At 42.5% G+C, this 23,414-nt stretch carries 21 protein-coding genes and 1 pseudogene; 18 read left to right on the top strand and 4 right to left on the bottom strand.

All coding sequences use genetic code 11. The features are described 5' to 3' along the window. Position 1 precedes the first annotated feature (1 nt). From tssB to tssG, 5 genes are all read left to right on the top strand, one after another. A complete protein-coding gene (tssB, locus tag NL646_RS06145) occupies positions 2–508 on the top strand; it encodes a type VI secretion system contractile sheath small subunit (RefSeq protein ID WP_005480589.1) in 507 nt (168 codons plus the stop codon). Positions 509–516: 8 nt separating this feature from the next. Then, the gene (tssC, locus tag NL646_RS06140; protein WP_005480731.1) at positions 517–1,992 is read left to right on the top strand and encodes a type VI secretion system contractile sheath large subunit; all 1,476 of its coding nucleotides are present in this window, start codon (positions 517–519) and stop codon (positions 1,990–1,992) included. 61 nt (positions 1,993–2,053) lie between these two features. Next, entirely contained in the window at positions 2,054–2,464 is a 411-nt protein-coding gene (tssE, locus tag NL646_RS06135) for a type VI secretion system baseplate subunit TssE (RefSeq protein WP_218766642.1), read from the top strand. A gap of 10 nt (positions 2,465–2,474) precedes the next feature. Further along, complete coding sequence (gene tssF, locus NL646_RS06130; RefSeq protein WP_218766641.1) at positions 2,475–4,223, top strand: type VI secretion system baseplate subunit TssF; 1,749 nt, start codon at positions 2,475–2,477, stop codon at positions 4,221–4,223. Next, positions 4,220–5,218: a type VI secretion system baseplate subunit TssG gene (gene tssG / locus NL646_RS06125; protein ID WP_017448484.1), complete on the top strand. Its 999-nt coding sequence runs from the start codon at positions 4,220–4,222 to the stop codon at positions 5,216–5,218. The genes tssF and tssG overlap by 4 nt, the downstream gene beginning before the upstream one ends. A 63-nt stretch (positions 5,219–5,281) precedes the next feature. On the opposite strand, the gene NL646_RS06120 is transcribed toward tssG, so the two are convergent. From NL646_RS06120 to NL646_RS06110, 3 genes are read right to left on the bottom strand one after another with little or no spacing between them, the layout of a single operon-like run. After that, complete coding sequence (locus NL646_RS06120) at positions 5,282–5,734, bottom strand: Lrp/AsnC family transcriptional regulator (RefSeq protein ID WP_005480668.1); 453 nt, start codon at positions 5,732–5,734, stop codon at positions 5,282–5,284. 32 nt (positions 5,735–5,766) lie between these two features. Next, a complete protein-coding gene (gene tssM / locus NL646_RS06115; protein WP_025546746.1) occupies positions 5,767–9,156 on the bottom strand; it encodes a type VI secretion system membrane subunit TssM in 3,390 nt (1,129 codons plus the stop codon). 21 nt (positions 9,157–9,177) lie between these two features. Then, positions 9,178–10,473, bottom strand: a complete 1,296-nt coding sequence (locus NL646_RS06110; protein ID WP_042763535.1) for a type VI secretion system ImpA family N-terminal domain-containing protein — start codon at positions 10,471–10,473, stop codon at positions 9,178–9,180. 519 nt (positions 10,474–10,992) lie between these two features. On the opposite strand from NL646_RS06110, the gene NL646_RS06105 reads away from it, so the two are divergent. The 13 genes and pseudogenes from NL646_RS06105 to NL646_RS06045 all read left to right on the top strand — a co-directional run bounded on the left by NL646_RS06105 (position 10,993) and on the right by NL646_RS06045 (position 21,651). Continuing rightward, complete coding sequence (locus NL646_RS06105) at positions 10,993–11,592, top strand: hypothetical protein (RefSeq protein WP_218766640.1); 600 nt, start codon at positions 10,993–10,995, stop codon at positions 11,590–11,592. A 9-nt stretch (positions 11,593–11,601) separates the two neighbouring features. Then, the gene (locus tag NL646_RS06100; RefSeq protein ID WP_140321635.1) at positions 11,602–13,116 is read left to right on the top strand and encodes a type VI secretion system-associated FHA domain protein; all 1,515 of its coding nucleotides are present in this window, start codon (positions 11,602–11,604) and stop codon (positions 13,114–13,116) included. After that, a complete protein-coding gene (gene tssJ / locus NL646_RS06095) occupies positions 13,109–13,609 on the top strand; it encodes a type VI secretion system lipoprotein TssJ (RefSeq protein WP_011105829.1) in 501 nt (166 codons plus the stop codon). Before NL646_RS06100 ends, tssJ begins: the two co-directional genes overlap by 8 nt. An 11-nt stretch (positions 13,610–13,620) precedes the next feature. Beyond that, the gene (gene tssK, locus NL646_RS06090) at positions 13,621–14,946 is read left to right on the top strand and encodes a type VI secretion system baseplate subunit TssK (protein WP_005480714.1); all 1,326 of its coding nucleotides are present in this window, start codon (positions 13,621–13,623) and stop codon (positions 14,944–14,946) included. Beyond that, complete coding sequence (gene icmH, locus NL646_RS06085; protein ID WP_005449458.1) at positions 14,943–15,734, top strand: type IVB secretion system protein IcmH/DotU; 792 nt, start codon at positions 14,943–14,945, stop codon at positions 15,732–15,734. The genes tssK and icmH overlap by 4 nt, the downstream gene beginning before the upstream one ends. Before the next feature lie 149 nt (positions 15,735–15,883). Beyond that, on the top strand, positions 15,884–17,407 hold the full coding sequence (locus NL646_RS06080) for a PAAR-like domain-containing protein (protein ID WP_079857815.1): 1,524 nt from the start codon (positions 15,884–15,886) through the stop codon (positions 17,405–17,407). Continuing rightward, on the top strand, positions 17,407–18,288 hold the full coding sequence (locus tag NL646_RS06075; RefSeq protein WP_005495175.1) for an AHH domain-containing protein: 882 nt from the start codon (positions 17,407–17,409) through the stop codon (positions 18,286–18,288). The genes NL646_RS06080 and NL646_RS06075 overlap by 1 nt, the downstream gene beginning before the upstream one ends. 4 nt (positions 18,289–18,292) lie before the next feature. Then, positions 18,293–18,898, top strand: coding sequence for a DUF1629 domain-containing protein (locus NL646_RS06070; RefSeq protein ID WP_005495174.1), 606 nt, complete (start codon positions 18,293–18,295; stop codon positions 18,896–18,898). Between the two features lie 2 nt (positions 18,899–18,900). Further along, a complete protein-coding gene (locus NL646_RS06065) occupies positions 18,901–19,392 on the top strand; it encodes a hypothetical protein (RefSeq protein ID WP_047706445.1) in 492 nt (163 codons plus the stop codon). 170 nt (positions 19,393–19,562) lie between these two features. Beyond that, a complete protein-coding gene (locus tag NL646_RS06060; RefSeq protein WP_025555207.1) occupies positions 19,563–20,138 on the top strand; it encodes a DUF1629 domain-containing protein in 576 nt (191 codons plus the stop codon). 8 nt (positions 20,139–20,146) lie between these two features. Beyond that, complete coding sequence (locus NL646_RS06055) at positions 20,147–20,638, top strand: hypothetical protein (protein ID WP_029861603.1); 492 nt, start codon at positions 20,147–20,149, stop codon at positions 20,636–20,638. Positions 20,639–20,669: 31 nt separating this feature from the next. Then, positions 20,670–20,888 (top strand): annotated as a pseudogene (locus tag NL646_RS06050) (hypothetical protein); the annotation flags it as partial. Between the two features lie 160 nt (positions 20,889–21,048). Then, on the top strand, positions 21,049–21,651 hold the full coding sequence (locus NL646_RS06045; protein WP_253663981.1) for a 2OG-Fe(II) oxygenase: 603 nt from the start codon (positions 21,049–21,051) through the stop codon (positions 21,649–21,651). A gap of 65 nt (positions 21,652–21,716) precedes the next feature. On the opposite strand, the gene NL646_RS06040 is transcribed toward NL646_RS06045, so the two are convergent. After that, a complete protein-coding gene (locus NL646_RS06040) occupies positions 21,717–22,982 on the bottom strand; it encodes an HD-GYP domain-containing protein (protein ID WP_140379965.1) in 1,266 nt (421 codons plus the stop codon). Positions 22,983–23,414: the final 432 nt, after the last annotated feature.

Here is a 23,414-nt window from a genome sequence, read left to right as displayed (position 1 = left end):
TATGTCACGTGACGGCTCGGTGGCTCCTAAAGAGCGAATTAATATCCGTTATGTTCCAGCAACTGGTGATACGCAAGAAGACGTTGAGCTGCCGCTGAGCATGATGGTGGTTGGTGACTTTACTGCACGTGCAGATGAGACGCCAATCGAAGAACGTACCCCAATCAACATCGATAAAGACAACTTTAATGACGTGTTAGAAGGCATGTCTCCAAACGTTAAAGTAAATGTTGAAAACCGCTTATCTGATGAAGAAGGCGCACAGATCGGTGTTGACCTAACGTTCCAAAATATGAAGGACTTCTCTCCGGAAGCGATCGCGAAAAGTGTACCTGAACTTAACAGTCTTCTTGAGCTTCGCGAAGCATTGGTTGCACTAAAAGGTCCTCTAGGTAACGTACCTGCGTTCCGTAAGAAGATTGCATCGGTTCTTCAAGACGAAGAAGCAAGAAAGAAACTGTTGGATGAACTAAGCATTGGCAACGACCAAGACGCGAAAGAAGAGTAAGGGATATCATGTCTGCAGAAGCACAAGCTCCAGAACAAGAAGCAGCCTTAGTTGAATCAGGCTCACTTCTGGATAGCATTCTTAACGAAACTCGTTTAAAGCCAAGTGATGAAGGTTTTGATGTTGCTAAACGTGGCGTAGAAGCATTCATTAGTGAGCTACTGAGCAGCTCGAATACAGAGAAAGTAGACCAATCTTTGGTTGACTTAATGATCTCTGAAATCGACCAAAAACTGTCTAAGCAAGTTGATGCGATTCTTCACAACGAAGAAGTTCAAGCGATTGAGTCAACTTGGCGTGGCCTGAAGTATCTTGTTGATCACACTGATTTCCGTGAGAACATTCAAATCGAACTAATTTCAGCGAAGAAAGACGAAGTTCTTGATGATTTTGAAGATGCACCGGAAGTGGTTAAGTCTGGCCTTTACAAGCAGATCTACACTCGCGAATACGGCCAATTCGGTGGTAAACCTGTAGGTGCGGTAATCTGTGACTACAACATGTCAGCGTCTTCTCCAGACATTAAGCTGATGGAATACATGGCAAATGTGGGCGCGATGTCTCATGCACCTTTCATAACGTCAGCATCGGCTAAGTTCTTTGGTCTGGATAGCTACGAAGAGCTACCAAACCTAAAAGATTTGAAGTCTGTTTTCGAAGGTCCACAATACACGAAATGGCGTGGCTTACGTGAACACGAAGATGCTCGTTACCTAGGTCTATGTACGTCTCGCTTTATGTTACGTACACCTTACTCTGTCGAAGATAACCCAATTAAGGCGTTTGACTACGACGAGCACGTAACAGATAGCCATGATAACTACCTATGGGGTAACTCTGCGTACGCGATGGCTTCTAAGATCAGTGAGTCATTTGCTAAGTATCGTTGGTGTCCAAATATCATTGGTCCTCAAAGTGGCGGTTCGGTTCATGACTTGCCAGTTTATAACTTTGAAGCAATGGGCCAAATCGAAACGAAGATCCCAACAGAAATCTTGGTATCTGACCGTCGTGAATACGAGCTAGCCGAAGAGGGCTTTATCGCTCTAACGATGCGCAAAGGTTCTGACAACGCGGCGTTCTTCTCTGCAAACTCTGTTCAAAAACCAAAAGTGTTTGCAAACACGCCAGAAGGCAAACAAGCAGAGATGAACTATAAGCTGGGTACTCAGCTTCCTTACATGTTCATTATCAACCGTCTAGCGCACTACATCAAAGTGCTACAACGTGAGCAAATCGGTTCATGGAAAGAGCGTTCTGACCTAGAAATCGAATTGAACAAGTGGATCCGTCAATACGTTTCTGACCAAGAGAACCCACCAGCAGAAGTCCGTGGTCGTCGTCCACTGCGTGCTGCTAAGGTTGAGGTATCAGACGTAGAAGGCGATCCAGGCTGGTATAAAGTATCAATGTCTGTACGTCCTCACTTCAAGTACATGGGCGCAAGTTTCGACTTGTCTCTAGTTGGTAAACTAGACCAATAACCCATTACTGAAACCATCAAGCAGCCAGTCTTCACTGGCTGCTTTTTTCGTAGGACCGAACATGGAAAAAGGTTATCGTCTTTTAGAGCGGATTGAACTAGGTGAGCCAAAAAACTGCTACGAGAAAGTGGTCTCCCACAAGCATTTGATTGAATCTATTCATTTGCATCTTGCAGATTTGCTGAATACGCATTCTGGTAATGCGATGATCGATAGTGAATATGGTTTGCCCGATTTTAATGACGTTCTGTCTAATAATACGAATCTCGTTCGCCACATCCAAAAGAACATCGCAGCGACCATAGAACGCTTTGAACCTCGGCTACTTAACGTCGAAGTTCACTATCGTGAAGACCACCACAATCCATTACAGCTCGGTTTTGGTATTCGCGGAGAAGTTTCCCATAACGGCGGTAAAGTTCCAATGTCGATCGATGTCTACATGGGAACCGACGGCCAATTCAACGTTTAGTAGGTGTCACTTGAGTAATAGTAAATACTTTCAAGATGAACTCACATATTTGCGCGAATCGGGTAGTGAGTTTGCCAAATATCATCCGAAGTTAACTCACTTTCTCTCTGAAGGAACATTCGACCCAGATGTCGAGCGATTGCTGGAAGGTTTCGCTTTTCTGACTGGACGTATTCGAGAGAAGATCGATGACGAACTGCCAGAACTGACGCAATCTCTGATGACTTTGCTGTGGCCGCATTACATGCGTTCAATTCCATCTTTGTGCATCAGCGAGCTAAAACCACATACGGGAAGTGTTACTGAAAAAACGGTGGTAAAACGTGGCGCAGAAATGGCCAGTGAGCAAGTGGAGGGCACGCAATGTCTTTTCCGCACTTGCTACGATGTGAATCTGTACCCAATCACGATCACCAACATTGAACAAACCAACAGCCGCACCAGTTCAGCGATTGATGTGACGTTGTCGACGGAGCATGGCCTAGAGCTGTCTCGAATTGGTTTAGATACGTTGCGTTTACACTTGCATGGTGAGATTCATATTACCCGCACTGTCTTCTTATGGTTGTTCCGCTACCTAGATTACGTCGAGCTAGATGTTGGTGGTGGCTACAAACATCGCCTAGGGCCAGAATATGTTAAGCCGGTAGGGCATGAAGAAGACGAAGCGCTTCTGCCTTACAGCAAAAATTCATTCGCGGGTTATCGTTTGCTGCAAGAATTATTCTCTTTGCCAGACAAGTTTATGTTCTTCGACATTACAGGTTTGGAGTGGCTAAAGGGTATTCCACAACGAAGCACAGTGAAAATCAAATTTCACTTTAAACGCGCATTGCCGTCAGAGGTTGTACTTAAAGATAAGCACTTAAGGTTGCACTGCACGCCGGCGGTGAATTTGTTTGAAAAAGATGGCGACCCAATTCGTTTGGAGCACCGTCGTAACGAATACAAAGTCCGTCCTCAAAGTAATTCGCAAGAGCACTATGAAGTGTATTCCATTGAGCAAGTTGAGAGTTGGAGCAAAGACGAGCGTCGCCGTAAACCGTTAATCGAATTCGAATCGTTCGAGCATCAAATCAACCAACGAGACAAGCGAGAATTCTACAAGTCGAAGGTAGGAGAGCGTGTTAGTGGAAGAGGCTTAGAGCGCTATATCTCGTTCCACACTCATAATGGTGATATTGCGGATTTAGGTACGGAAACCGTACTCATGAAACTGCAATGCAGTAACGCTGATTTGGCCGAACGTCTTTCGGTCGGCGACATTACTTACGCGACCCACAAATCGCCAACGTATGCGACATTTAAAAACATCACCAAGCCAACACAATCGGTAAGCCCACAGGTAAACGGCGAGCTTCAATGGCAGTTGATTGCCAATATGTCGCTCAATTATTTGTCTTTGGCAAACATTGATGTATTAAAAGTGCTGCTCTCGACCTATGACTTTCATTCTCGTGTTGACAGACAAGCTCACCGAGCATCGATTCACCGACTCGATGGCATTGTATCGTCAGAGATGAAACCAATTGACCGTGTATTCCGTGGCGTGTCTGTGCGTGGTAACCAGTTCAAACTAGTAACCAACTCTAAGTTCTTCGTCAATGAAGGCGATATGTTCCTGATGGCAACGGTACTGAACGAATTCATCCGTTTGTATTCGAGTGTAAACTCCTTTACCGAGCTAGAAGTATTTGATGAGGCAACCGGCGAAGTATACAACTGGAAAAGCTTAATCGGGCAGCAGACGATTCTATGATTAATACACTTTCTGAAAAATCGAATGAGTTTAGTTTTTATCAAGCGGTTCTTTTGCTCGAGAAGCACTACCAGTTTGAACCAAACTCTAACTTTGTCGCCGTGGGAGAGAACAAATATTTTCACCAGGAGCGAATTGAGTTCAGCGTGTCGCCTAATCTATGCTTCCCTAAGAGTGATATGGAATTTATCGTTCATATGGAACGAAATGGGCAGCAGTATTCACGAGTCGAAACGAACTTCCTTGGTTTGCATGGCTCGAGCTCTCCATTGCCTGCCTCTTATACGGAGAAACTTACTGGGCGTGAACCTGATGACAACCCGGTAAAAGATTTCTTTGATTTCTTCCATAATCGCTACACCAGTTTGCTCTATCGTGTCTGGAAGAAGTACCGTTATCATGTACAGTACCAAAGTGGTGCGACAGACGCTTTTTCTGGACGGATGCTGCACTTAGCTGGTTTATCAGGTGTTATGCAAGATTGTGGTGTTGCAGAGTTAGACCGTGCAAAAGTCCTGTCTTACGTTAATCAACTGTCGACACGTACACGTTCTCCTAAGCTAATTTCAGGTATCGTTTCACATTATTTCTCACTTCCTAGCGTTCGCATCGAAGAATGGGTTTATCGCCGTGTGGAGATTGCAGACAGTCAACGAAATAAACTCAATCGAGCCAATTGCATATTAGGTCAAAGCTTTCATTTAGGGCAGAGTATTGCAGATTTAAATGGTAAGTTTAATCTTTGCATTGATGACATTGACTTCGAGACATTTAAGCAGTTTTCTTACGAAGGTGAGTTGCATAAAACGTTGGTTGGTTTAATGAGATTCATCTTGCGTGACCCGATGTCTTGGGATCTCAAACTGACAGTTAATCTCGACAGTATTCCAAATAACCAACTTGGCAATGGAGAAGGGAACAACTTAGGGCAGACATTTTGGTTAGGCAATCCCACAGATGAAGATGTGAAGATCAGAGTAATTGGTAGCATTTAGATGCTGTAGGCCAAAAAGCCGCTCAATGAGCGGCTTTTTGATATGTGTGAGATTGGGAAAACTCTATCGACTGATCGGCTGATGAAGTACAACCGTAGTGTCTAGTTTTTGTATCCCATTAAAAGACTCAATTTCGTTACAAAGGTGGTGAATAGACTGAAGGTCTGGTGCTTCAATCAAAGCAATAATATCGAAGCTGCCGCCAACTACGCTCGTAAGACGTACTTCAGGAATTTCCTTTAGGGCGTTAGTTACTTCGTTTTTCTTTCCTTTTTCACATGAGATAAGTAAATAGCTAGCAGCTTTTCTCCCGTCACTTTCAATCCGAATTTGTGCGGTATAGCCTTTTATAATACCGGTTTTTTCCAACCTATTGATCCTTTCTGCGACAGCAGTACGGGACAAACCGATATTTCTAGAGAGATTTGCAATAGACTCACGCCCGTTTGTTAACAGGCTGGAAAGTATTTTGCGATCTAACTTATCTAAGCCTTGTAAAGTCATATTAGAAATCATGTGTTCTGCCTATTCTGGTTATTATATTGTTATCAAATCGACTCTGGGAGCGTAAAGTTGTACAACTCAGCCAAAGTGAAAGGGTTTTTTTGTGTCAAGGGAGTTATACGGAGGCTCAAATCCCTCCCTGATACTTTTATGTCACTAACGAAGCTACCGTTATGAGTGTTTGTCAGGGTCGAATCACCTAGCAATCTATATATCGCCCATTGACCACTCTTATTTAAAACGTGTTGTTTACCTTCGTCTGTCACATCTTGGATCGTGATACTAATGTTGAAGTCGCCGTTTTGCGGTGGCCACTCCATTTCACGAATTCGGCTCGGACCGTGATAGTAGTTGATATCAGTGTCAGAGATTTTCAAACTGGCTCTGATAGCACTTGAGTCAAGATCTAATACTTTCGCACTGAATGGAATATAAACTCGGTTAGTACTCTTATTGATCAGCGTATCGCGGATAACGTTGTAATTGCGCAATTGCACCAGTAAGGCTGAAGATAATGGCATTGTTTCACCATCCACCTGTTTTGGTACCCACAAGTTGGTATCGTAGAACGGTGCGAAGTTTTTCTGAATAAATGTGTCTAACAATCCACCTGAAGCAAACAACAGTTCGAAGTCTTCGATAGAAATCTCCTCTGTTGCTGTGAGATCAAATGGGTATTTACCAAGTCCTATCTCTTTAAATTTGGTGTAAATTTCACTATACCATTGGGTTTGAATGCCTTTTGCCGACTCGGTGATCATTACCGACCAGCTTTGCTTTACGACATCAAGTAACCAACTGCGTACTGGCTCTGGTGACTTCTGAGCAATCTGTTTAAGTTTAATTAGCGGATCGGCTTCAGAGCTGCTCATTCGGTGTTGAGCGGCTGCAAGTGCTGCCATTTGTGGATCGGGAGCATCCGCAATATCTTTCATGTAGGTGCGAACTCGGCTTAAAGCTGCGATAGTTTCGTCCCATGGAGTAGGGGAGTTAGGAGTCTCGCTTACTTGAAGCTGATTTAGAAGATGGAACGCTTGTTCTACACGCTTCATCAACAAGTAATCCGGCTGAACCACTTCTTCAACCGCTTCTGACGCAGAGTTCGCCACTTCTGCCAGTTTTGGGTCTACTTTCGATATGAGTACGTTTTTTTCTCCTACCGGTGAAAACTGAGTATTTGCATAGACCTGCTTTAATACAGTCGTCATTGGTGAAGATGGTCCAGAGATTAGGTCGATAGCATTTGTTAGATCACCCACATTGCTATAACTCTGAATTTTTAACTCACTGAGAGCGTTGCGCCAGTAGTTGATATAATCATCGGTGTACTTTTTACGTACTTGATTTTTAAACGATTCTTGCTCTTCTTTGGTTGGAATAACATAGCTGGACAATCCTAGCACCCAGTTATCACTGATCACTTGTTTAGACATCAAGTCGACGCGAGGGCGATAGAAGGTACTAAAGCCAGTGGAGGTATAAATCTTATCGATTACTAGTCGGTTGTCATCTAACGGCTCGTTAAACACGTTGTTAAATTCAAAGCCAACTGCACGTTGTAGATCGAGTGTGCCAAGATCGATAGCATCTGCTTGGTTTAAAATGCCTGCGTAAACAAGATCCACATTTGAATTTGCCAACAATGAGCGACGAGTTGCTCGAACGACATCCATGTTGATATCTACAGGTGAGAATTGAGTGCGGAAGTAGGCGTCCAAGTATCGCATAGCTTGATTTACCACATCCGGCTTATCGCTCAAGTCTGTCAGTGTTTGCAATGTTTGGCGTCGTAAAAACTGAATATCTCGCTTGGTCGGATCCTTCAACATCAAGTAGCCTTTTAATAACGGCAACGTTGCTGTGACATCATGTTGGTTGTGTGTCAGTTCAAAACGGTAGCCTTGCTCAATAACAGGCATAAGTTGTTGAGCAACCTCTTTAATCAATGCTTCATACGCTAATTTTGTGCTTTCGTTTAACCTGCTTATATTTAGCGGTATTACTTCTTCATCTAATGCTCGTGATCCTTCTAACCAAGCATTGTATGAGGGTTGGATAGCACGAGTAGCACTCTGCAATAACTGGTTGAAGCTTGCTTCTTGTTCTGTTTGAACTTTTTCGTCGATATTCAGCAATTGGTTAATAACACGCAAGTTACTGTCTAGTGTTGTGACAAAAAAATAAGTCCCGCCTGCCAATAAGACAACGGATGCCAGCATTGCCAAATGGCTTTGACGCTGAATCATGCGTAGGTAAGTCTTGTTCTCACCTGCGAAGTCACTCTCTGGGAGGATTTGAGAGTCAAGCAAGAAGCGAGAAAAGTACGGTGTTTCAGTTAGTTGCGTGTGCTCAGATGCGATAATTGGTAAATTGAAGTAATTACTGCAGCTTTTGGCTAACAAGTTGTACTTGCGTCCACCCTGCAAAGAAGAGCAGAAGAAGATTTCGCGAATATCCAACGAGTAAACGCCATTGTTTGTATCGCAAAGACGTTCAAGCACGTAGCTGATTTCACGTTGACAGAGCTCAAACTGTTTTGGGAAGGCAAGGATGGCTTGCTTTTCGTTGATATCTGTTGAGTTTGCCGATGCGTCTAAAGCGTTGCTTTCTAGCACTTTTACCAGATTATGGAAGCTATCTAGGTAGTATTCGGTAAGTACACCTTTCGCTTCCTTCAATGGAATGGACAGAAATTCAATACGTGTTTTTAGTGAACTAGAGTGAACGTATTCTTTAAAGCCATCTAGTTTGTCGAGTTTCGTCATCATCAAATAAACAGGTAGTGCAGACGAGGTCTTCTCAGTGATAGAGTTCAAACGCTGCAATAGCGCTGTCATGGTGTAATCTTTCTGTTCTGGCTCAGATACAATCATAAATTCGAAATCAACAAAGAATAAGCAACCTGAAAACGGTTTTCTCGGACGATGACGAATCACCTCATCAATAAAAGTATTCCAGAGAGAAGCATCACTGCTTGAAACTTCCTGGAAGATGAGGCGTTGATCTGGCTTAACATAAACGGCACCATCAGACTCATACCATTCGAAGAAATCGTTTTTTGCTGTGCGAGAACGGTCCATCGGCTTAATTGCGCTGGAATTAAACAAAAACTGACGTCGACCGGCCCCTTTATTACCAACCATCAGATAGATTGGCTTTTTGCCCGCATTAGAAAGAAGAGGGCGGATCACCATTGAAAGAGCTTCTTCTTCTGTCTCTAAACGTTGAACTTTTGAGCTGTTTTTTTTCTTAAGCCATAGGGAAAGCTGGAATGTAAAATAAAAACCAGTAATAACTCCTAAACCAACCCATAGATAAAGCTTATCTGCGTCTTCAAGTATGAATAAATATACCGCTGCAAATATCGCGGCTAATACCAAAGCCACTATGGTAGAAACCACGACTGGATTTCTTAGTATTTTTTGTTTGAACATAAGCCTGTAACTTCTTTACTTTTATTTATTGTCTTTTTCTGCAGCTTGTAGCTGGTTGATTTTATATAGGTAAGCGTTCAGCAAAAGAAGTGATCGTTCAATTTCCTTTCGCTGAGAGTTCTTTTCTGCATATTCAATTCGCCCAAGAAGGGGAAATAGCGAATTGCTGTACTCATATGCTTTCTTAGCGTCCTTGTCTGCACTTTGTTTTGCAATGTTGGCAAAGACCGTTCTAGCATATGCAAAACGTTTGTATATAGCCTCAAATTCATCTTCAAAATAAGAACGTTGGCCTAAAAAATTATCGCGAAGTTGTTGTGCAGAGGATGAGTCTGGATAGAGCTTGGTCAGGTCATTCGTTAACTGTTCAATGGTATTGACCTGGCTCACTTTGACTGGATCTAATGTCCAACCTGACATCAAAGTATGAAGACGCTCAACCGTGACAGAGCGCAAGTCATCTTGGTAATTTTTGTTTTCGACACTGAGCGAGTTAACAATCGTCACTAATTCAGTAAGTGATGCTGCCCCAATTCTTTCCTTGAGCATTGTGTATTGATGCTGTTTGTATATGAAGTGGGACGTAAAAGCTATGATCAGCAATCCGATCATTGTATAGATAATGAATCGGCTTGATTTGGCCTCTTCTTCCACTTTAGGCTGCTCTACTTTCTTTTGAACAGGTCTATTAGGCGGTGCTATTTCGACTCGGATGCCTGCCGAAGGAGGATTTGCCGCAGGTTTTGTTTGTGAGGTTTTCTCTTGTTTCGCCTTTTCTTCTTTAATCTCTTCAATCCACTGATTTAGGGGACGACGAATACGTCCAAAAGAAGGTGCCTTAATACCATAGTGAAGGCGAAGTTCCTCTTCGATACGTAGACAAAGCTGATGAGCCGCTTCAATTAGGGGGAGTTCTTCCGGCAGGACTCGGTGTTTCTTCATTCGTTTTTCAGTGTACTCAACCATCCATTCAATCGCACTAATACGGGCATTAGCTTTTGTGTACTCAGGATAGGCGGAGAACCAATAAACAACACACAAGTCGAGCACAGAATTTAAGCCCTCAACTAGGCCTTTTAGTCCGTCATTATTAATGGCTGCCACAGTAAAGTAACAGCTACAGCGAAAGTCTTTGCCTTTCGTTCTAAGGATTTCTTTTGATAGTGTCTGAACTGTCTTCCATGACACACGGCCTGTTACTTTGTTCAAGCCATTTATTTGACGTTTTATTTCATCAAAGTCGTCTAAGCCATTTGGATTGGTACCGCTTGGATTACTTTCATCGATCGGTCTTCTTGTGAAGTCGCTGAAAAACATAATGTTAAGTTCCAACTGAGTTGATAATAAAATAATAAAGATAGATTTTTTTATTGTATTCGCCTGCTATGCCAAATGACATGCAATGCATTTTTTCTGATTTTATAGATAAAAAAAGATTTTTAGACAATAAAAAGCCGATAAATCTAATTAAAATCCATTTTGTGTGATCTTTGTTCCTAATATTAATATCAATTGGCTAATTTGTGTGTAGGAAAAGTCCTATTTTTCATTCATTTTGTTAGTTTTTTATGATGTAAATGAACATTTTAATAAACTTAATATTAGGTGTTTTTTTATTATCAATTGCTGATATACGGTCTTTGCTTATTCAATTTTCTAGAATAATGCGGCTATTTATCAAGGTTCTATAATGCGCCTGTTAATGGTTGAAATGCCTATTTTGATAGTTAAAGTGTGCTTTGTTGTGGTCGCTTTATTTTATGTCTTGAAAAAGAGAGTGTAATTGATATCGTCCTTCCTCCAAATAATAAAAAATAGATTTTATTGGGGAAATCAATGTCAAAATCTAGTCAAGTTGGACTCATTTATGCCATGTGTTTTTTTTCTACTTTTGCGGTGGCAAAAGGGGAGCGATATGGTGCTTCAGTCAATATGATCACTGTAGAAAGTATTGACTATGACGAAGGCTCTAGTGGTGACGTAGATGCTTTACGATACGGTCTTGTTCATACCCGCCCAATCGATGAAAATAACAACCGTTGGCGCTGGTGGCTTGGGTTGAATTATCTCGCGGAAGATGTCAATGCCCCTTCAAACGGCCTTTATCAAGAAGTTACAAATTACGAGTTTCGTGTTGTTCCTCAATACGCTCTGAGCTCGTGGAGCATATTTACTCCTTATGTCGGTGCTGGCTTATCGTTTGGTTACTCGCAGTATTCAAACCGTTGGAAAGTAGACCAAGATGGCTACCGTTACGAAAGTGTCGAAGATGCAGATCAGTTTGAGTTGGGTGCAGTCGTTACATTTGGTACGGCCATCAAATTAGGCAGTAACCCTGATGCGCACATTCAAATTATTCCCCAAGCTTCCTATATTCTTCCAGTCGTTAATGACGGAATTGGTGGAGTTGAGCTTTCTGTTTCTCTACTCTTTTAAGGTTTAGCAATGCAAACACATCAGCTAGTCCTATTTATTTCTAAATGCCCAGAGGAATATACGGGCGCAAAGCATATTGAAATGCCAGAAGGTGGTGGCTCAGTTGGACGAGCGCCTAGCTGCACTCTGTCTTTAACGGACCATAACCGTTTTATCTCTGGTACACACTGTTTGATAAGTGTATACGGTGACACTTTCTACATTAGCGATGTGTCGACAAATGGCACTATGGTTAATGGTAATAAGATTCTAAAGAATCAACCGATATCTATTGTTGACGGTGACGTTGTTTCATTAGGGCAGTACGAGATTGGCGTTGCATTAGAGCATATATCCGCTGTTCAAGATATTGCCGCCGATATTGCCCCAGAAAGAGTATCGAATGATCCACTCGTCAATCTCGGTGAGGCGGTCGTAGAAGAGGAAGAAAAAGTCGGTGCATTAGAAGACTTGTTCATGGAGACCAGGCAAGATGGTGTTAATACTGACGATCCTATTGCGCATCTAAAGTTTTCGATGCAGCGTGAAGACGACTATCTTATCCGCGATGTTGAAAAGCCTGAGCCTGCACCGGCTAAGACAATCGAAAATACGCGACAAGTCGTTGATGACAGTTTCAGTATCCATTCCGAATTCGATATTCCAAATTTAATCCCTGAAGATTGGCTGGGAGGCGTTGCCACGAGTAAAGAATCTGTTGAACCAGCGGCAGAGCAAGCTAAGCAAGCCGCGTTCATTCCAGAAGATTTTGCGCACACGAAGCCCGTTTCGCCTCAGGCTAGTGTGGTTCAACCAGACGTTAACCAACCTCAACAGCCTCAATATGAAGTGCCACTTAGTCACGCGACGTCAAATGTTACTCAAAGAGCAGAGCCTGTTAGCCAGAAATGGGAAGAGGTAACACAAGCCTTTGTTCCATCAGCACAACCTACTCAGCCAGAAACGAAAGCGAAAGAGGCCCAACAAGGTTTTGTAAGCAACGAGTCTCTAGCGACGGAGAGTGCGGCTCATTCTTCAGATATCGGTAAAGCGTTTTATGAAGGCTTGGGTATTAGTAACCCTGATCTGATCAGTAACGAAGCTCTGCTGTTTAAACAAATGGGGGCATGTCTTCGTTTGTGTATCGATAACTTGCAAAAAGACTTGCATGAAGTTGAGTCACTTAAAGGTGAACAAGGTTTAAGCGAAGCGGATTCAAACTTAGCGGAACTGATGTTAACGCTAAATAGTCAGAACTTGCTGTCTCCGAATGAATTGGTGGAGCAAATGTTGGATGAGCTCAACGATCATCAAATTATTTTTAACAAGGCACTCAATGAGTTGCTAATTGAACAATCTGAAACGAATGACCCTGTCACGTTTGCAAACGACGTTGCAAGTAAATCCATGTTCACCACCAAATCAAAGTTATGGGGTGAGTATCTTGAGTTCTACGCCAATAACCGTCGTCAAATGAATGAGACGTCATTGAAAGGTTTGATCAAGAAAAGCTACACCAAAGCGATTAAGGGAAGCCATGCGTAGTATTGCAATATTGCTCGGATGCGCCTTGCTATCCGGTTGTGCCATGTGGGATCAATTTAAAGAATCAACAGGCATCACGCCTGAAACGTCCTCGATTGAGTTGGTGATTGAGGCGTCTTCGGTTCTAAATGTTCGTGAAGGCGGACAATCCTCTCCGGTTATTTTGCGAGTTCACGAACTGACGTCACCAGTGTTGTTTCGTAGCTTAGACTTCTTCGCATTGTTTGAGAACGATAAAGCATCACTGGGTGATGAATACATCAAACGTTATGAATACCAAATGCAGCCCGGTGAAAAGATCCACGAATTTTTGGAACTCGACCCAGCAACCCGTGCGGTTGGATTCTCAGTCGCGTTTCGCGATATTGACGGTTCTTCTTGGCGTAAAGTCGAAGTGATTGAAGAGAAGAGCGAGTACTACATAAAACTCAAGTTAGAAGGCAGTGAGTTAATTTCTGACAACACTCGCGGCATTGAACAAGTTTATTTTTAAGGAATAAAAGCATGTCTTTATACAATCCAGTTGTTTGGCAAGATGGAATGTTCATGAAGCCGCAGCACTTTCAGCAACTCGATCGTTCACAAAGTAAACTGTCGAGCATGCTGAGCGCAAATGCATCACCTTTGCATTGGGGCATTAAGCGCTTAGAGATTAACTCGCAACTACTGGCGTTGGGCAAAATTGGTATCACTCGCGCTGAAGGTATTCTTCAAGACAGAACACCATTTGAGCTGCCGCTGCTGGCTGAACTTCCAGAAGTGAAAGACGTTGATCCTTCGATTGCTGACAAAGTGGTTTACCTTTGTTGTCCGTTACCTTCTGAGCGCTCTGAACTATTCGGCACGAAGAAAGACGGCGCACGTTACACGCTGGAATCTCAAGAGGCGGTTGACGCTTGTTATGATTCAGAAGACATGGCAAATATCGTAGTCGGTAAGCTTAACTTCTGCTTGATGTATGACCATGAAGATAAGAGTGCTTACACATCAATTCCAATTCTGAAGATCTCAGAAGTGAAGCCCGACGGCAGTGTTATCTTGGATGAAAGCTTTATCCCGACTTGTATCGATATTCATGCCTCTACCGTGCTAAACAAGTTCGCAACCGAGTTTGCCTCTATGCTGAAACACCGTGCAGAATCCATCGTTCAGCGCTTAGGTGTGGTTGACCAGCAAGGCGTATCTTCAGTTTCTGATTTCATGCTGCTGCAAGCTCTAAACCGATACGAGCCGCTATTCTGGCACTTTGCGAGCGCAGAAGGGGTTCATCCTGAATCGTTTTATCGCATTCTTCTTCAAGCGGAAGGTGAGCTTTCGACTTTGTGTTCAGCATCTCGTCGACCAATCGAGTTCACCAAGTACAACCATGGCGACCTAACCAGCTGTCTATCGCGTACATTGGATAGTGCGAAGATGACACTAAGTGTGATGTCTGAGCAGCGTGCAATTCCACTGACGTTGAAAGACCAAAACTACGGTATTAGAACGGCAGCGATTCCAGACAGTAAGATTATCGACACCACGACCTTTATTCTTGCGGTTAAAGCCGACGTTACTTTGGATGTTCTTCACACCCAGTTTGTTAGTCAAACGAAGATCGGTTCTATCGATAACATTCGTGACTTGATTAACCTGCAACTGCCGGGCATCGAGATTAAACCAATGCCAGTCGTACCTCGCGCATTGCCTTACCACGCAGGTTACACCTACTTCGAACTGGATAAGACTGGTGAAGAGTGGGCAGCACTGAAAAACACGGCTGCAATTGCGGTTCACGTAGCCGGCGACTTTGCTAACTTGTCGCTGCAACTATGGGCAGTTCGTCTATGAGTTACGCAGAAACTGACGTTACTGTAGTCTTATTCCAACCAGAGCCAGGCAAACCGATGGAGGTGATGCCAGCGCCTGACTTGTCTCGTAATATCGCGGTACAAGACCTAAACATCGAAAACATGGGCATCAACCCGTTGGTCGACCAGTTCTCATGGTTGATCGCCAGTTTGTCTTGTATGTCTTCGATTCCTTGGCTTGATGACCCAATGCCGTTTCGTGAACAAGTAGCTCGTGAGATAAGAAAAGGCGAGCGTAAGCTCAATGAAATGGAACTGGATCGCGCATCCATTTTGGTCATCCGCTACTGTTTGTGTGCTGCGATTGATGAGTCGGTCTGCCGACAAGAGTGGGGCGCTAACAGCCATTGGAGCCAGAACAGTTTGCTGTCAGAGTTCCACAATGAAACATCTGGCGGTGATAAGTTCTTCGTTATTCTCGAGCGATTAAAAGCAGACCCGCGCAAATACCGTCACGTTATCGAGTTTCTGTATTTGTTGCTTCAACTTGGCTTTCAGGGCAAATACGGCCGTGAAGAGCGCGGTAACGAAAAGCTAGCAGAAATCGGCAATACAATTTATCGCTTAGTACGTGATGAACGCTTAGCAGAGCAAGAGAAAGTCTCTCTCGTTAACCTTAAGGCCAAATACCTTAAGAAGCCGTTAAAAAGGGTGATTTCACCCAAACTGATTTTAGGCATCAGTGCGATTACCTTCGCAATCATGTATGCCGCGACTTACATCGTCATAGATTTAAAGTTTCAGCAATTACTTGAAGTGTATCGATAAACAGAAGATCTCGAAATGAGATCTTCTGCCAGTTTTAAGGTTTATTGTGAATGTCACTAGCGATTTAGTGAAATTCACTAGTCATTTAGAGGGATTGCAATATGCGATCTCTTTTATTATTCAATCAACAAAATTCAAATGGATTGGTTATGGGCGTAACAGTTGGTGCAAATGGACTTTCGATAGTTCATAAAGGCTCAGGTGGTGAAGCGAATGCAACGCTCCCAGATGTTTGTTTAACGAAGGTCGGTAAGCCGATCGTTCCTATCCCTTATGGCAACAATGCCAAATCAGCAGATCTTGCTGGTGGCACTACGACTATCTCTATGGATGGTGGCAACAGTGTCGCGATCAAAGGTAGTACGTTTTCAAAAAGTACCGGTGATGCGGGTGGCGATAAAAAAGGCGTAGCATCCGGCACCATAGAAGCCGAAGCAAAATTCATCTCAGCCTCACCAACGGTTAAGTTTGAAGGTAAGGGCGTATGTCGCCTGTCCGATCAAATGACAATGAACAAAGCCAATACCATGTGTCTTGGCGGCGCACAAAATCCATCGGTTTCTGTTACGGAAGATCAGGAGGGGACATATACGGTTGACTTATACCTCTCATACTCAGACGGTGAACCCGTTCAAGGTGCGACTTACACTCTAACCGACCAATCTGGCGCCGTATTTGAAGGAACATTAGACAACAACGGTAAGGCTTCTGTTGGTGGCGTTGCTCCGGGTGAGTTTGCCATAGAGTACGGTGAGGACAGTCGCGACTTTATGCCGAATGTCCCAACTAAGACCAACCCAAACTTCAATCCAAGTGCGAACGCTCAACTGATCATTGAAGAAACAAAGAAAGGTGAAGTTGGTTTCTGGGAAAATGCTTGGACGCGAATGTCTGGTGCGGCCAGTTGGATTTGGGGTGTGATTCTTGGTGATTTCAACGATGATGCTTCTGTAGAGCAGATCATCGCCAATACAGCGCTGACGATGATTCCTGTCGTAGACCAAGCCGCTGACGTGCGCGATTTATCTGCAAACATTATGACTTTGTTGAGTGAAGAAGAACGTGATAAGCCCGAAAACTGGTTAGCACTTTCACTTACCCTTGTCGGCTGCGTTCCTACATTTGGTAGTGCAGTCAAAGGTACGTGTAAAGTTGCGCTAAAAGGCGGCAAAGGAACATCAAAAGATACTTTGCTAGCCGTTTTAAGAGGCATGGGTAAAGGCGATCCAGAAAAATTCTTGCGTACATTAGATTGGGTGAATTACGCCAAACAAACCAGCCAGATTGTTAGCGATGTTCTAAAACCTTGTATTGAAGTGGCAACCGAGTTGGCTTCATACGCAAACAGAATGGGCGCAGATGAGCTCGGTGCGTATTTCTTAAAGTTAGCGGATGAGGTAAAAATCATCGATAAGATGGTGCCGGACAAACTAAAAGAAGCGATGGGCGAGTTTGATAAGCTTTTTGCTCGCATCTTAGGTAAGGGTGAAAAAACATACCCAGCAAAAGTAAAACATAATACCGGTGAGTCTGCTCAGTCAGGAAAGAACTCTGCAAAGGCAAATGAAGAAAAAGATAAAAAGCCTGTTAGGTGTAAGATTTGTAAAAGAGTTGCTGGCAAAAAAGAGGGAGAGTGCGCCGATGCTCTAAGAACAAAAGGGAAGAACAAATAGTGAAAAGACAAGAAGCGAACCCTAGCAATACGGTGAAAGAGTTTGAAGGTGATGTATTTCGCCAAACTGACTCTTATAAGTTAGCGAGTGCCGATATTAGAATGTCCCACCCTCTGAACCTTAAGTCAGGCGCTCTCGATGCACACCATATAATAAGTGATATGGTTGTTAATAGTCTAGCAACCTTTAGAACATTACAAATGCAACGAAAAGGTTGGTCGATGAATCATGGAACCAATCTAGTTTTACTATCATCAGATGAAGAAATTTGTTGTTATTACGAGACTCCTCAACATTCTTCTGGCCATACTGATTCAAGCATTTCGAACTCTTTTTATGGCACTAAAGCGAAGATGCTTAAAGAGTCATCAAAGATAAAAGACAAAGGGCTTAAAAAGTCTATCGATTCTACAATTGGTTACCATAAAGTAGTTGCGATAAAGTTAGCATTGACATTGAACAAATTGAATTGCGACACTGATTACTTAATCTATGTCGATGAGATTGATGACGTATCGAAAAAAATACTTGGTTATATTTCGAACTTTAAACTGCTGCTAAAAGGTGATGGAGTTAGGTTTAAGAAAGGAAACATAGGATGTGGTGTGTGTAGTAGTAGAGACGCTCACTTTACGCCCGGAGGCTTCAAGTTTTTCAATAAACGGCGGGACATAGCAGAAAAGGATTCGCATACAAGAGAAAGCGAAGGCTTGGTTAAGTCCAACATCACGTATCAAAAAAATAATAAAGAGTACAGTACTTCAGTTAAAAACAATATGGTGTACGAAAATATTTATAAAAAAATTGAGCCGAAGGATGTCGTGAAGGATATGATCTTCGACAGTAGTGAGCGTAGGTTAAAGAACATCAAGGAGTTGTGAGCAAATGAGTACTGAACAACTAACAACATTTAGCGAAAACTTATTAGGTAGTGATATTATTGCCAAACCAGCTGATGGCAGAGAATTTTTATATTCTACAGATATATTCGTTCCAGTTTCAACATCTGCTCCTATAGTTTGGACTGCTGGTGAACACCCACTCGAAGACGTTCCCGATATAATCGATAAAGGTGATCGGCTAGTTTCTAGACTGATAATGGAAGCTATTATGGCGTGGGATCCATATGGTGTGATATTCCTGCCTGCCGAGCTACATTCCACTTGCAGGCAACTAACGGGCTTTTATATCATGTCGGTTAATAATACCATTGACGTTATTAATGATGAGGAAAGTTTTGTCTTTACTAGGGATAAGTCTCATCTAGGCTTACCTCCAAAGGTAGTAGTCTCTGAGCTATACATATCTGAGTCGAAGTACAACGCTATTGAACCACATAAGAAGCATATATTCAGAGTGCAAGGCTCAGATGACACGATTTTCTTTTCTACTGAATTGGTTGATAATGTTTGGGAAATCGCAGAGAAAAATGGCGCAGTAGGTCTCGTGCAAGAGCCATTTGATTTTGATGAAGAGGCACCTGTATTTTAATTATGAAAGAACAATATCATTTACTAACTAAACAAGACCTAGTTAACTTTCCATTCCAGCAAAGCCCCAAGCCAATTGTGCCAGTAGAGCCCGATTTACTTTTGGAAATGACCTTTTCTCCGAAGCTATTTATCATCAGTGATATTGCGTCAAAAGTAGAGAAACTGGTCGTACACGGAGTAGAGTGGTTAGACGCTCGCGTGGATTGTTCTCCAAGCCAGCCATCTGATGATGAAATTAAAGTTTACGAAGATTATCGTATGCCTTACATCCATCAAACTTATAAATTGACGGATAAAGAAAAACAATACGGCAAGTTGAACTGGTTCGACATCGAATCAACAGAGTTTGATTTCTCTAAATTAGAAAATATTCCCTTAGAAGAACGGTTAATATTTAAACTAGAAGAAGATTTTGGCTTAATTTTCATTCACCAAAGTGTGATTGACCTTCTTAAAAAAGACGTCAAAGACGTTTGGATAAGAGATGTATAATTAGCGCCGAAAGGCGCTTTTTTATTTGTCACAAGATGGAGTCTAAAGGTAGGAAAATGAACCATTTTAATGGCTAAGATAATACTCCTAGTACTATAGAAGTAAAAGCATTTTGCTATAGTGGTCGTCGATTAAAAACAATCAAAGAACAAAAATAAAGTAGGGTATATATGTATTTTTCATTGATCTCCGAAAACTACTTCTCTTCAAGTGTTAACTTTGTTTCTGTAGATAACAGAGAGTCGTTGTATAGTACAAACCATTATCATCCAACTTCATCGATAAACCCTGTTGTGTGGGTGGATAGTGAAGGAGGAAGTATAAAAAACGTTGGACCGATAGTTGATTGTGGTGATTTATCGGTAAGTCGTCTATTTGCTGAAATCTTAATGAGTTTCGACCCTTTTGGTATTGAATATTATCCTTCTCAGCTGAAGTTGGAGGATGGAGAAGTACAGAATCGATACATTTTAGCTATCAATAATATTATAGATGTACTAGATGAAGAGCGTTCAGATATCGAAATCTCTCCAAGAAGCGGTGAACTGATAGTCCACGAATTATTTATTTCTGAAGAAAAGTTAAAGCAAATTCCGTTATCTAATAGAGTAGCGTTTCGAGTAAAAGGTGCTGAAACGGCGATGTTTTTTTGTGAAGAATTGTTTGATGTGATTGACTTTATGGCAGAATTTGACTCTTTGAGAAAAGCTAAGATTAGCACTGATGACCTTGCTCCAAAGTTTTGAGGCTTAAAATGAAAGAACAATATCATTTACTAACTAAACAAGACTTAGGTAACTTCCCATTCCAGCAAAGCCCCAAGCCAATTGTGCCAGTAGAGCCAGATTTGCTTTTGGAAATGACCTTTTCTCCAAAGCTATTTATCATCAGTGATATTGTATCAGAAGTAGAGAAACTGGTAGTACACGGAGTAGAGTGGTTAGACGCTCGCGTGGATTGTTCTCCAAGCCAACCAACAGATGATCAAATTAAAGTTTACGAAGATTATCGTATGCCTTACATCCATCAAACTTATAAATTGACGGATAAAGAAAAACAATACGGTAAGTTGAACTGGTTAGATATCGAGTCAACAGAGTTTGATTTCTCTAAATTAGAAAATATTCCCTTAGAAGAGCGGTTAATATTTAAACTAGAAGAAGATTTTGGCTTCGTTTTCATTCACCAAAGTGTGATTGACCTTCTTAAAAAAGACGTCAAGGACGTTTGGGTTAGGGATGTATAATAAGCGCCGAAAGGCGCTTTTTCTTTTAATTACAATCCAATTACTATTCTTAATAGTTGATGTATTGCTGGGTGGCTTGCTGATGGCCGAAGGCTTCGCAATCCATATCAATAAAGGGTATGTGTACTTTGCGATGGCGTTTGGTTTGGTGCTGGAACTGTGTCACATCCAACTAAAGAACAAGCAGCGCCGAACTATCCAGCGAATCAGACCGATTCATCAACCAACCGTGGTTTATGGTGCCCGATAACTTACTAATTTAGCCGCTCAAGAGAGTGGCTTTTTTGTGTGCTTTTCTTTCAATTTTATTTGCTGATTCAGAATTTGTCGTTTCGACAAAAAGTTGCATTTGTTGCATTGGATTGAATTTTTTATATAAACCGCCCAATCCACACGAGTGAATAAAATAAATGAACAAGCTGATCGATGCGTTAGCAACGGATGGTTACTACATTTGGGATGACTTTCTTTCAGAAGAAGAAGTAACCCAATTGCGTGATTGCATACCGGATAATTGGAAGAAAGCACGCATTGGTCGAAATGATGATGTGACCCGAATTGAATCAATTCGCAGTGACAAAATTCAATGGTTAAAACCAGCTATGGGCCAGTCAATCGCGAATTATTTGAGCAAAATGGAAGAGATTCGACAAGAGGTGAACCGCCATTTCTTCTTGGGTTTGTTTGAGTATGAAGCGCACTTTGCTAAGTACGAAAAAGGCGATTTTTACCAAAAACACCTTGATTGCTTTAAAGGGAACGAAAACCGTCGCTTAACCACGGTGTTCTACATGAATGAATCTTGGAGTGAAGAGGACGCGGGCGAACTGGTCGTCTATGACCTCAATGACAAAGAAATCGCGACAATACCGCCTCGTGGGGGGCGTCTACTGGTGTTCTTATCTGAACAGTTTCCTCATGAAGTGTTGCCGACTAACGCGGAGCGTTTCAGTATCGCAGGCTGGTTCAGAATTAATGGTGTGAGAGATAACCTTCTGGATATCGCGAGTTAACATCTAGACACTAAATACTAAAAAGGGCGCGTGATGCGCCCTTTTTAATGTCCGGAAATCGGCTTTTAGTGGCAAATAGATATGTTGTAGCAAGCCGTCATATTCTGCTCTAACACCTCATAGACGTGAGCGCAGAGTTTATTCTGCTCAATTAGGTCATCCATGATCTCAGCAATTTGTGTTTGGCTCATTCGTCCTCGATAAGGGCGATCTTGCGATAGTGCCTGAAACACATCGGCAACGGCAATAATGCGAGAAGGGATGTCGAGTTCTTCTGCTGTTTTATGGTAAGGGTAGCCAGAGCCGTCCAAGCGTTCATGGTGATTTGAAGCCCATTCTGCGATTTTGGCGTTTGGGAACACCTTATACAGCGCAAGTTGAGTATCTATCGTATGTCGTTTGATTCTCGTGTATTCCTGCTTACTGAGCGCGCCTTCCTTATGTAGAATTTCATCCGGCGTCTTTAGCTTACCTATGTCGTGAACCAAACCGGCAATAAACAGCATTTCTTGGTCGTGTTCATCGAGTCCTAATTTGCCCGCCAAATAGCGCGACAACTCAGCAACTTTTTGCGAGTGTTGATAAGTAAATGGGCTTTTCGCATCGACAATGCGCGCCAGAAATAATCCAAGGCTGTTCATGTCCCAAATGGTTAACTGTTTTTGTAACCAATCAATGCTCTTAAAATTCAGACCAATGGTTTCGATGTTTTCTGATTCCATCGCGAACCAAAATCCGTCGGTCATGATGAGCTTAACCATGGCTTTGCACATGACTGGATTAAATAAGGTGCCAGCATTCGCCAATACACATTCTGCAATCAATTCCTCATGCAGCGTGACAATGTCACAGTGGCAGTTCATTACATAGCGTGCACGCATGAAGTCTAGTCGATCAGAAAGGTAGAGTAGGGCCGCAACGTCTTTTTCGAATTCAGGCAGGTCGAGATGTTGCAGCTCATCCCAATGGGTGTGGTGATAAAGCACTGGAACGGCAAATTGACTTAAAAGGCGACATTGTTTGAGCGTTTGGTAGCCGCGCAGACAGTGCGCTTTAGCATCTTGAGGGATGAGCTCGTCCAGCAGCATTTTATGTTCTTGCGTTTCAGAGACGCCACAATCGTGAATCATGCCTGCAAAGTAACAAAACTCTGCTTTCTTTAAATCCCAATTTAAGGCTAGAGCACATTGGTAGGCGATGTATGCGACGCGGTGACTGTGGTGAGTGTCATCGACACCTACATAGTCGAGTGCACGGGCGACCCAGATAAGTGCTTGTTTTAGATCGACTTCAAAACCCGCAATAGCATCGGGAGAGGAAGAATGCTTCATTATTTATACCGACATGTTTTTAAGCCCACGCAAACCGACATCATGGCCTGATATTTAGAGAAAGGGCGCGACAGCGAAAAGAACCCTTAAAGGTGGGCTATTTGGACGTAATTTTAATTATGGCGTAGATAATAATCCTAGTTGCATAAGAATATCACTCGAAGCTCACTGTTTAACGTCAGTTCTTTGAGCTGAGTATTGGTTTTAAAAGATTCTTGTTGCTTTGGTTGACTTCTTTGAAAACGACAATAAATCATGATGCAACGTATTCTTATTTCTACTTTTGACTAAAACATCAGCAAACAAAGGGGGAGAGACGACTTTAGGGTTTTCGGCCTCAAAGTGACGTTGCACGTTTTGCTGCCACTCTCAATGTAAATCGTAAAGACGGTGCAGATGGAATATCTATTGTGGTGGTCACTGTAGGAAAGA

Origin of the sequence: Vibrio sp. Y20_XG_PY13 (assembly GCF_024181925.1) — a bacterium.
Taxonomy (GTDB): Bacteria; Pseudomonadota; Gammaproteobacteria; order Enterobacterales; family Vibrionaceae; genus Vibrio; species Vibrio parahaemolyticus.
Note: the sequence above shows the minus strand (reverse complement) of the source record. Positions and strands in the feature narration are given on the sequence as shown.

Coding starts and splice junctions, on each gene's coding strand:
- tssB (WP_005480589.1), top strand. CDS start 2: ATGTCACGTGACGGCTCGGTGGCTCCTAAAGAGCGAATTAATATCCGT.
- tssC (WP_005480731.1), top strand. CDS start 517: ATGTCTGCAGAAGCACAAGCTCCAGAACAAGAAGCAGCCTTAGTTGAA.
- tssE (WP_218766642.1), top strand. CDS start 2,054: ATGGAAAAAGGTTATCGTCTTTTAGAGCGGATTGAACTAGGTGAGCCA.
- tssG (WP_017448484.1), top strand. CDS start 4,220: ATGATTAATACACTTTCTGAAAAATCGAATGAGTTTAGTTTTTATCAA.
- NL646_RS06120 (WP_005480668.1), bottom strand. CDS start 5,734: ATGATTTCTAATATGACTTTACAAGGCTTAGATAAGTTAGATCGCAAA.
- tssM (WP_025546746.1), bottom strand. CDS start 9,156: ATGTTCAAACAAAAAATACTAAGAAATCCAGTCGTGGTTTCTACCATA.
- NL646_RS06110 (WP_042763535.1), bottom strand. CDS start 10,473: ATGTTTTTCAGCGACTTCACAAGAAGACCGATCGATGAAAGTAATCCA.
- NL646_RS06105 (WP_218766640.1), top strand. CDS start 10,993: ATGTCAAAATCTAGTCAAGTTGGACTCATTTATGCCATGTGTTTTTTT.
- NL646_RS06100 (WP_140321635.1), top strand. CDS start 11,602: ATGCAAACACATCAGCTAGTCCTATTTATTTCTAAATGCCCAGAGGAA.
- tssJ (WP_011105829.1), top strand. CDS start 13,109: ATGCGTAGTATTGCAATATTGCTCGGATGCGCCTTGCTATCCGGTTGT.
- tssK (WP_005480714.1), top strand. CDS start 13,621: ATGTCTTTATACAATCCAGTTGTTTGGCAAGATGGAATGTTCATGAAG.
- icmH (WP_005449458.1), top strand. CDS start 14,943: ATGAGTTACGCAGAAACTGACGTTACTGTAGTCTTATTCCAACCAGAG.
- NL646_RS06080 (WP_079857815.1), top strand. CDS start 15,884: ATGGGCGTAACAGTTGGTGCAAATGGACTTTCGATAGTTCATAAAGGC.
- NL646_RS06070 (WP_005495174.1), top strand. CDS start 18,293: ATGAGTACTGAACAACTAACAACATTTAGCGAAAACTTATTAGGTAGT.
- NL646_RS06065 (WP_047706445.1), top strand. CDS start 18,901: ATGAAAGAACAATATCATTTACTAACTAAACAAGACCTAGTTAACTTT.
- NL646_RS06060 (WP_025555207.1), top strand. CDS start 19,563: ATGTATTTTTCATTGATCTCCGAAAACTACTTCTCTTCAAGTGTTAAC.
- NL646_RS06055 (WP_029861603.1), top strand. CDS start 20,147: ATGAAAGAACAATATCATTTACTAACTAAACAAGACTTAGGTAACTTC.
- NL646_RS06045 (WP_253663981.1), top strand. CDS start 21,049: ATGAACAAGCTGATCGATGCGTTAGCAACGGATGGTTACTACATTTGG.
- NL646_RS06040 (WP_140379965.1), bottom strand. CDS start 22,982: ATGAAGCATTCTTCCTCTCCCGATGCTATTGCGGGTTTTGAAGTCGAT.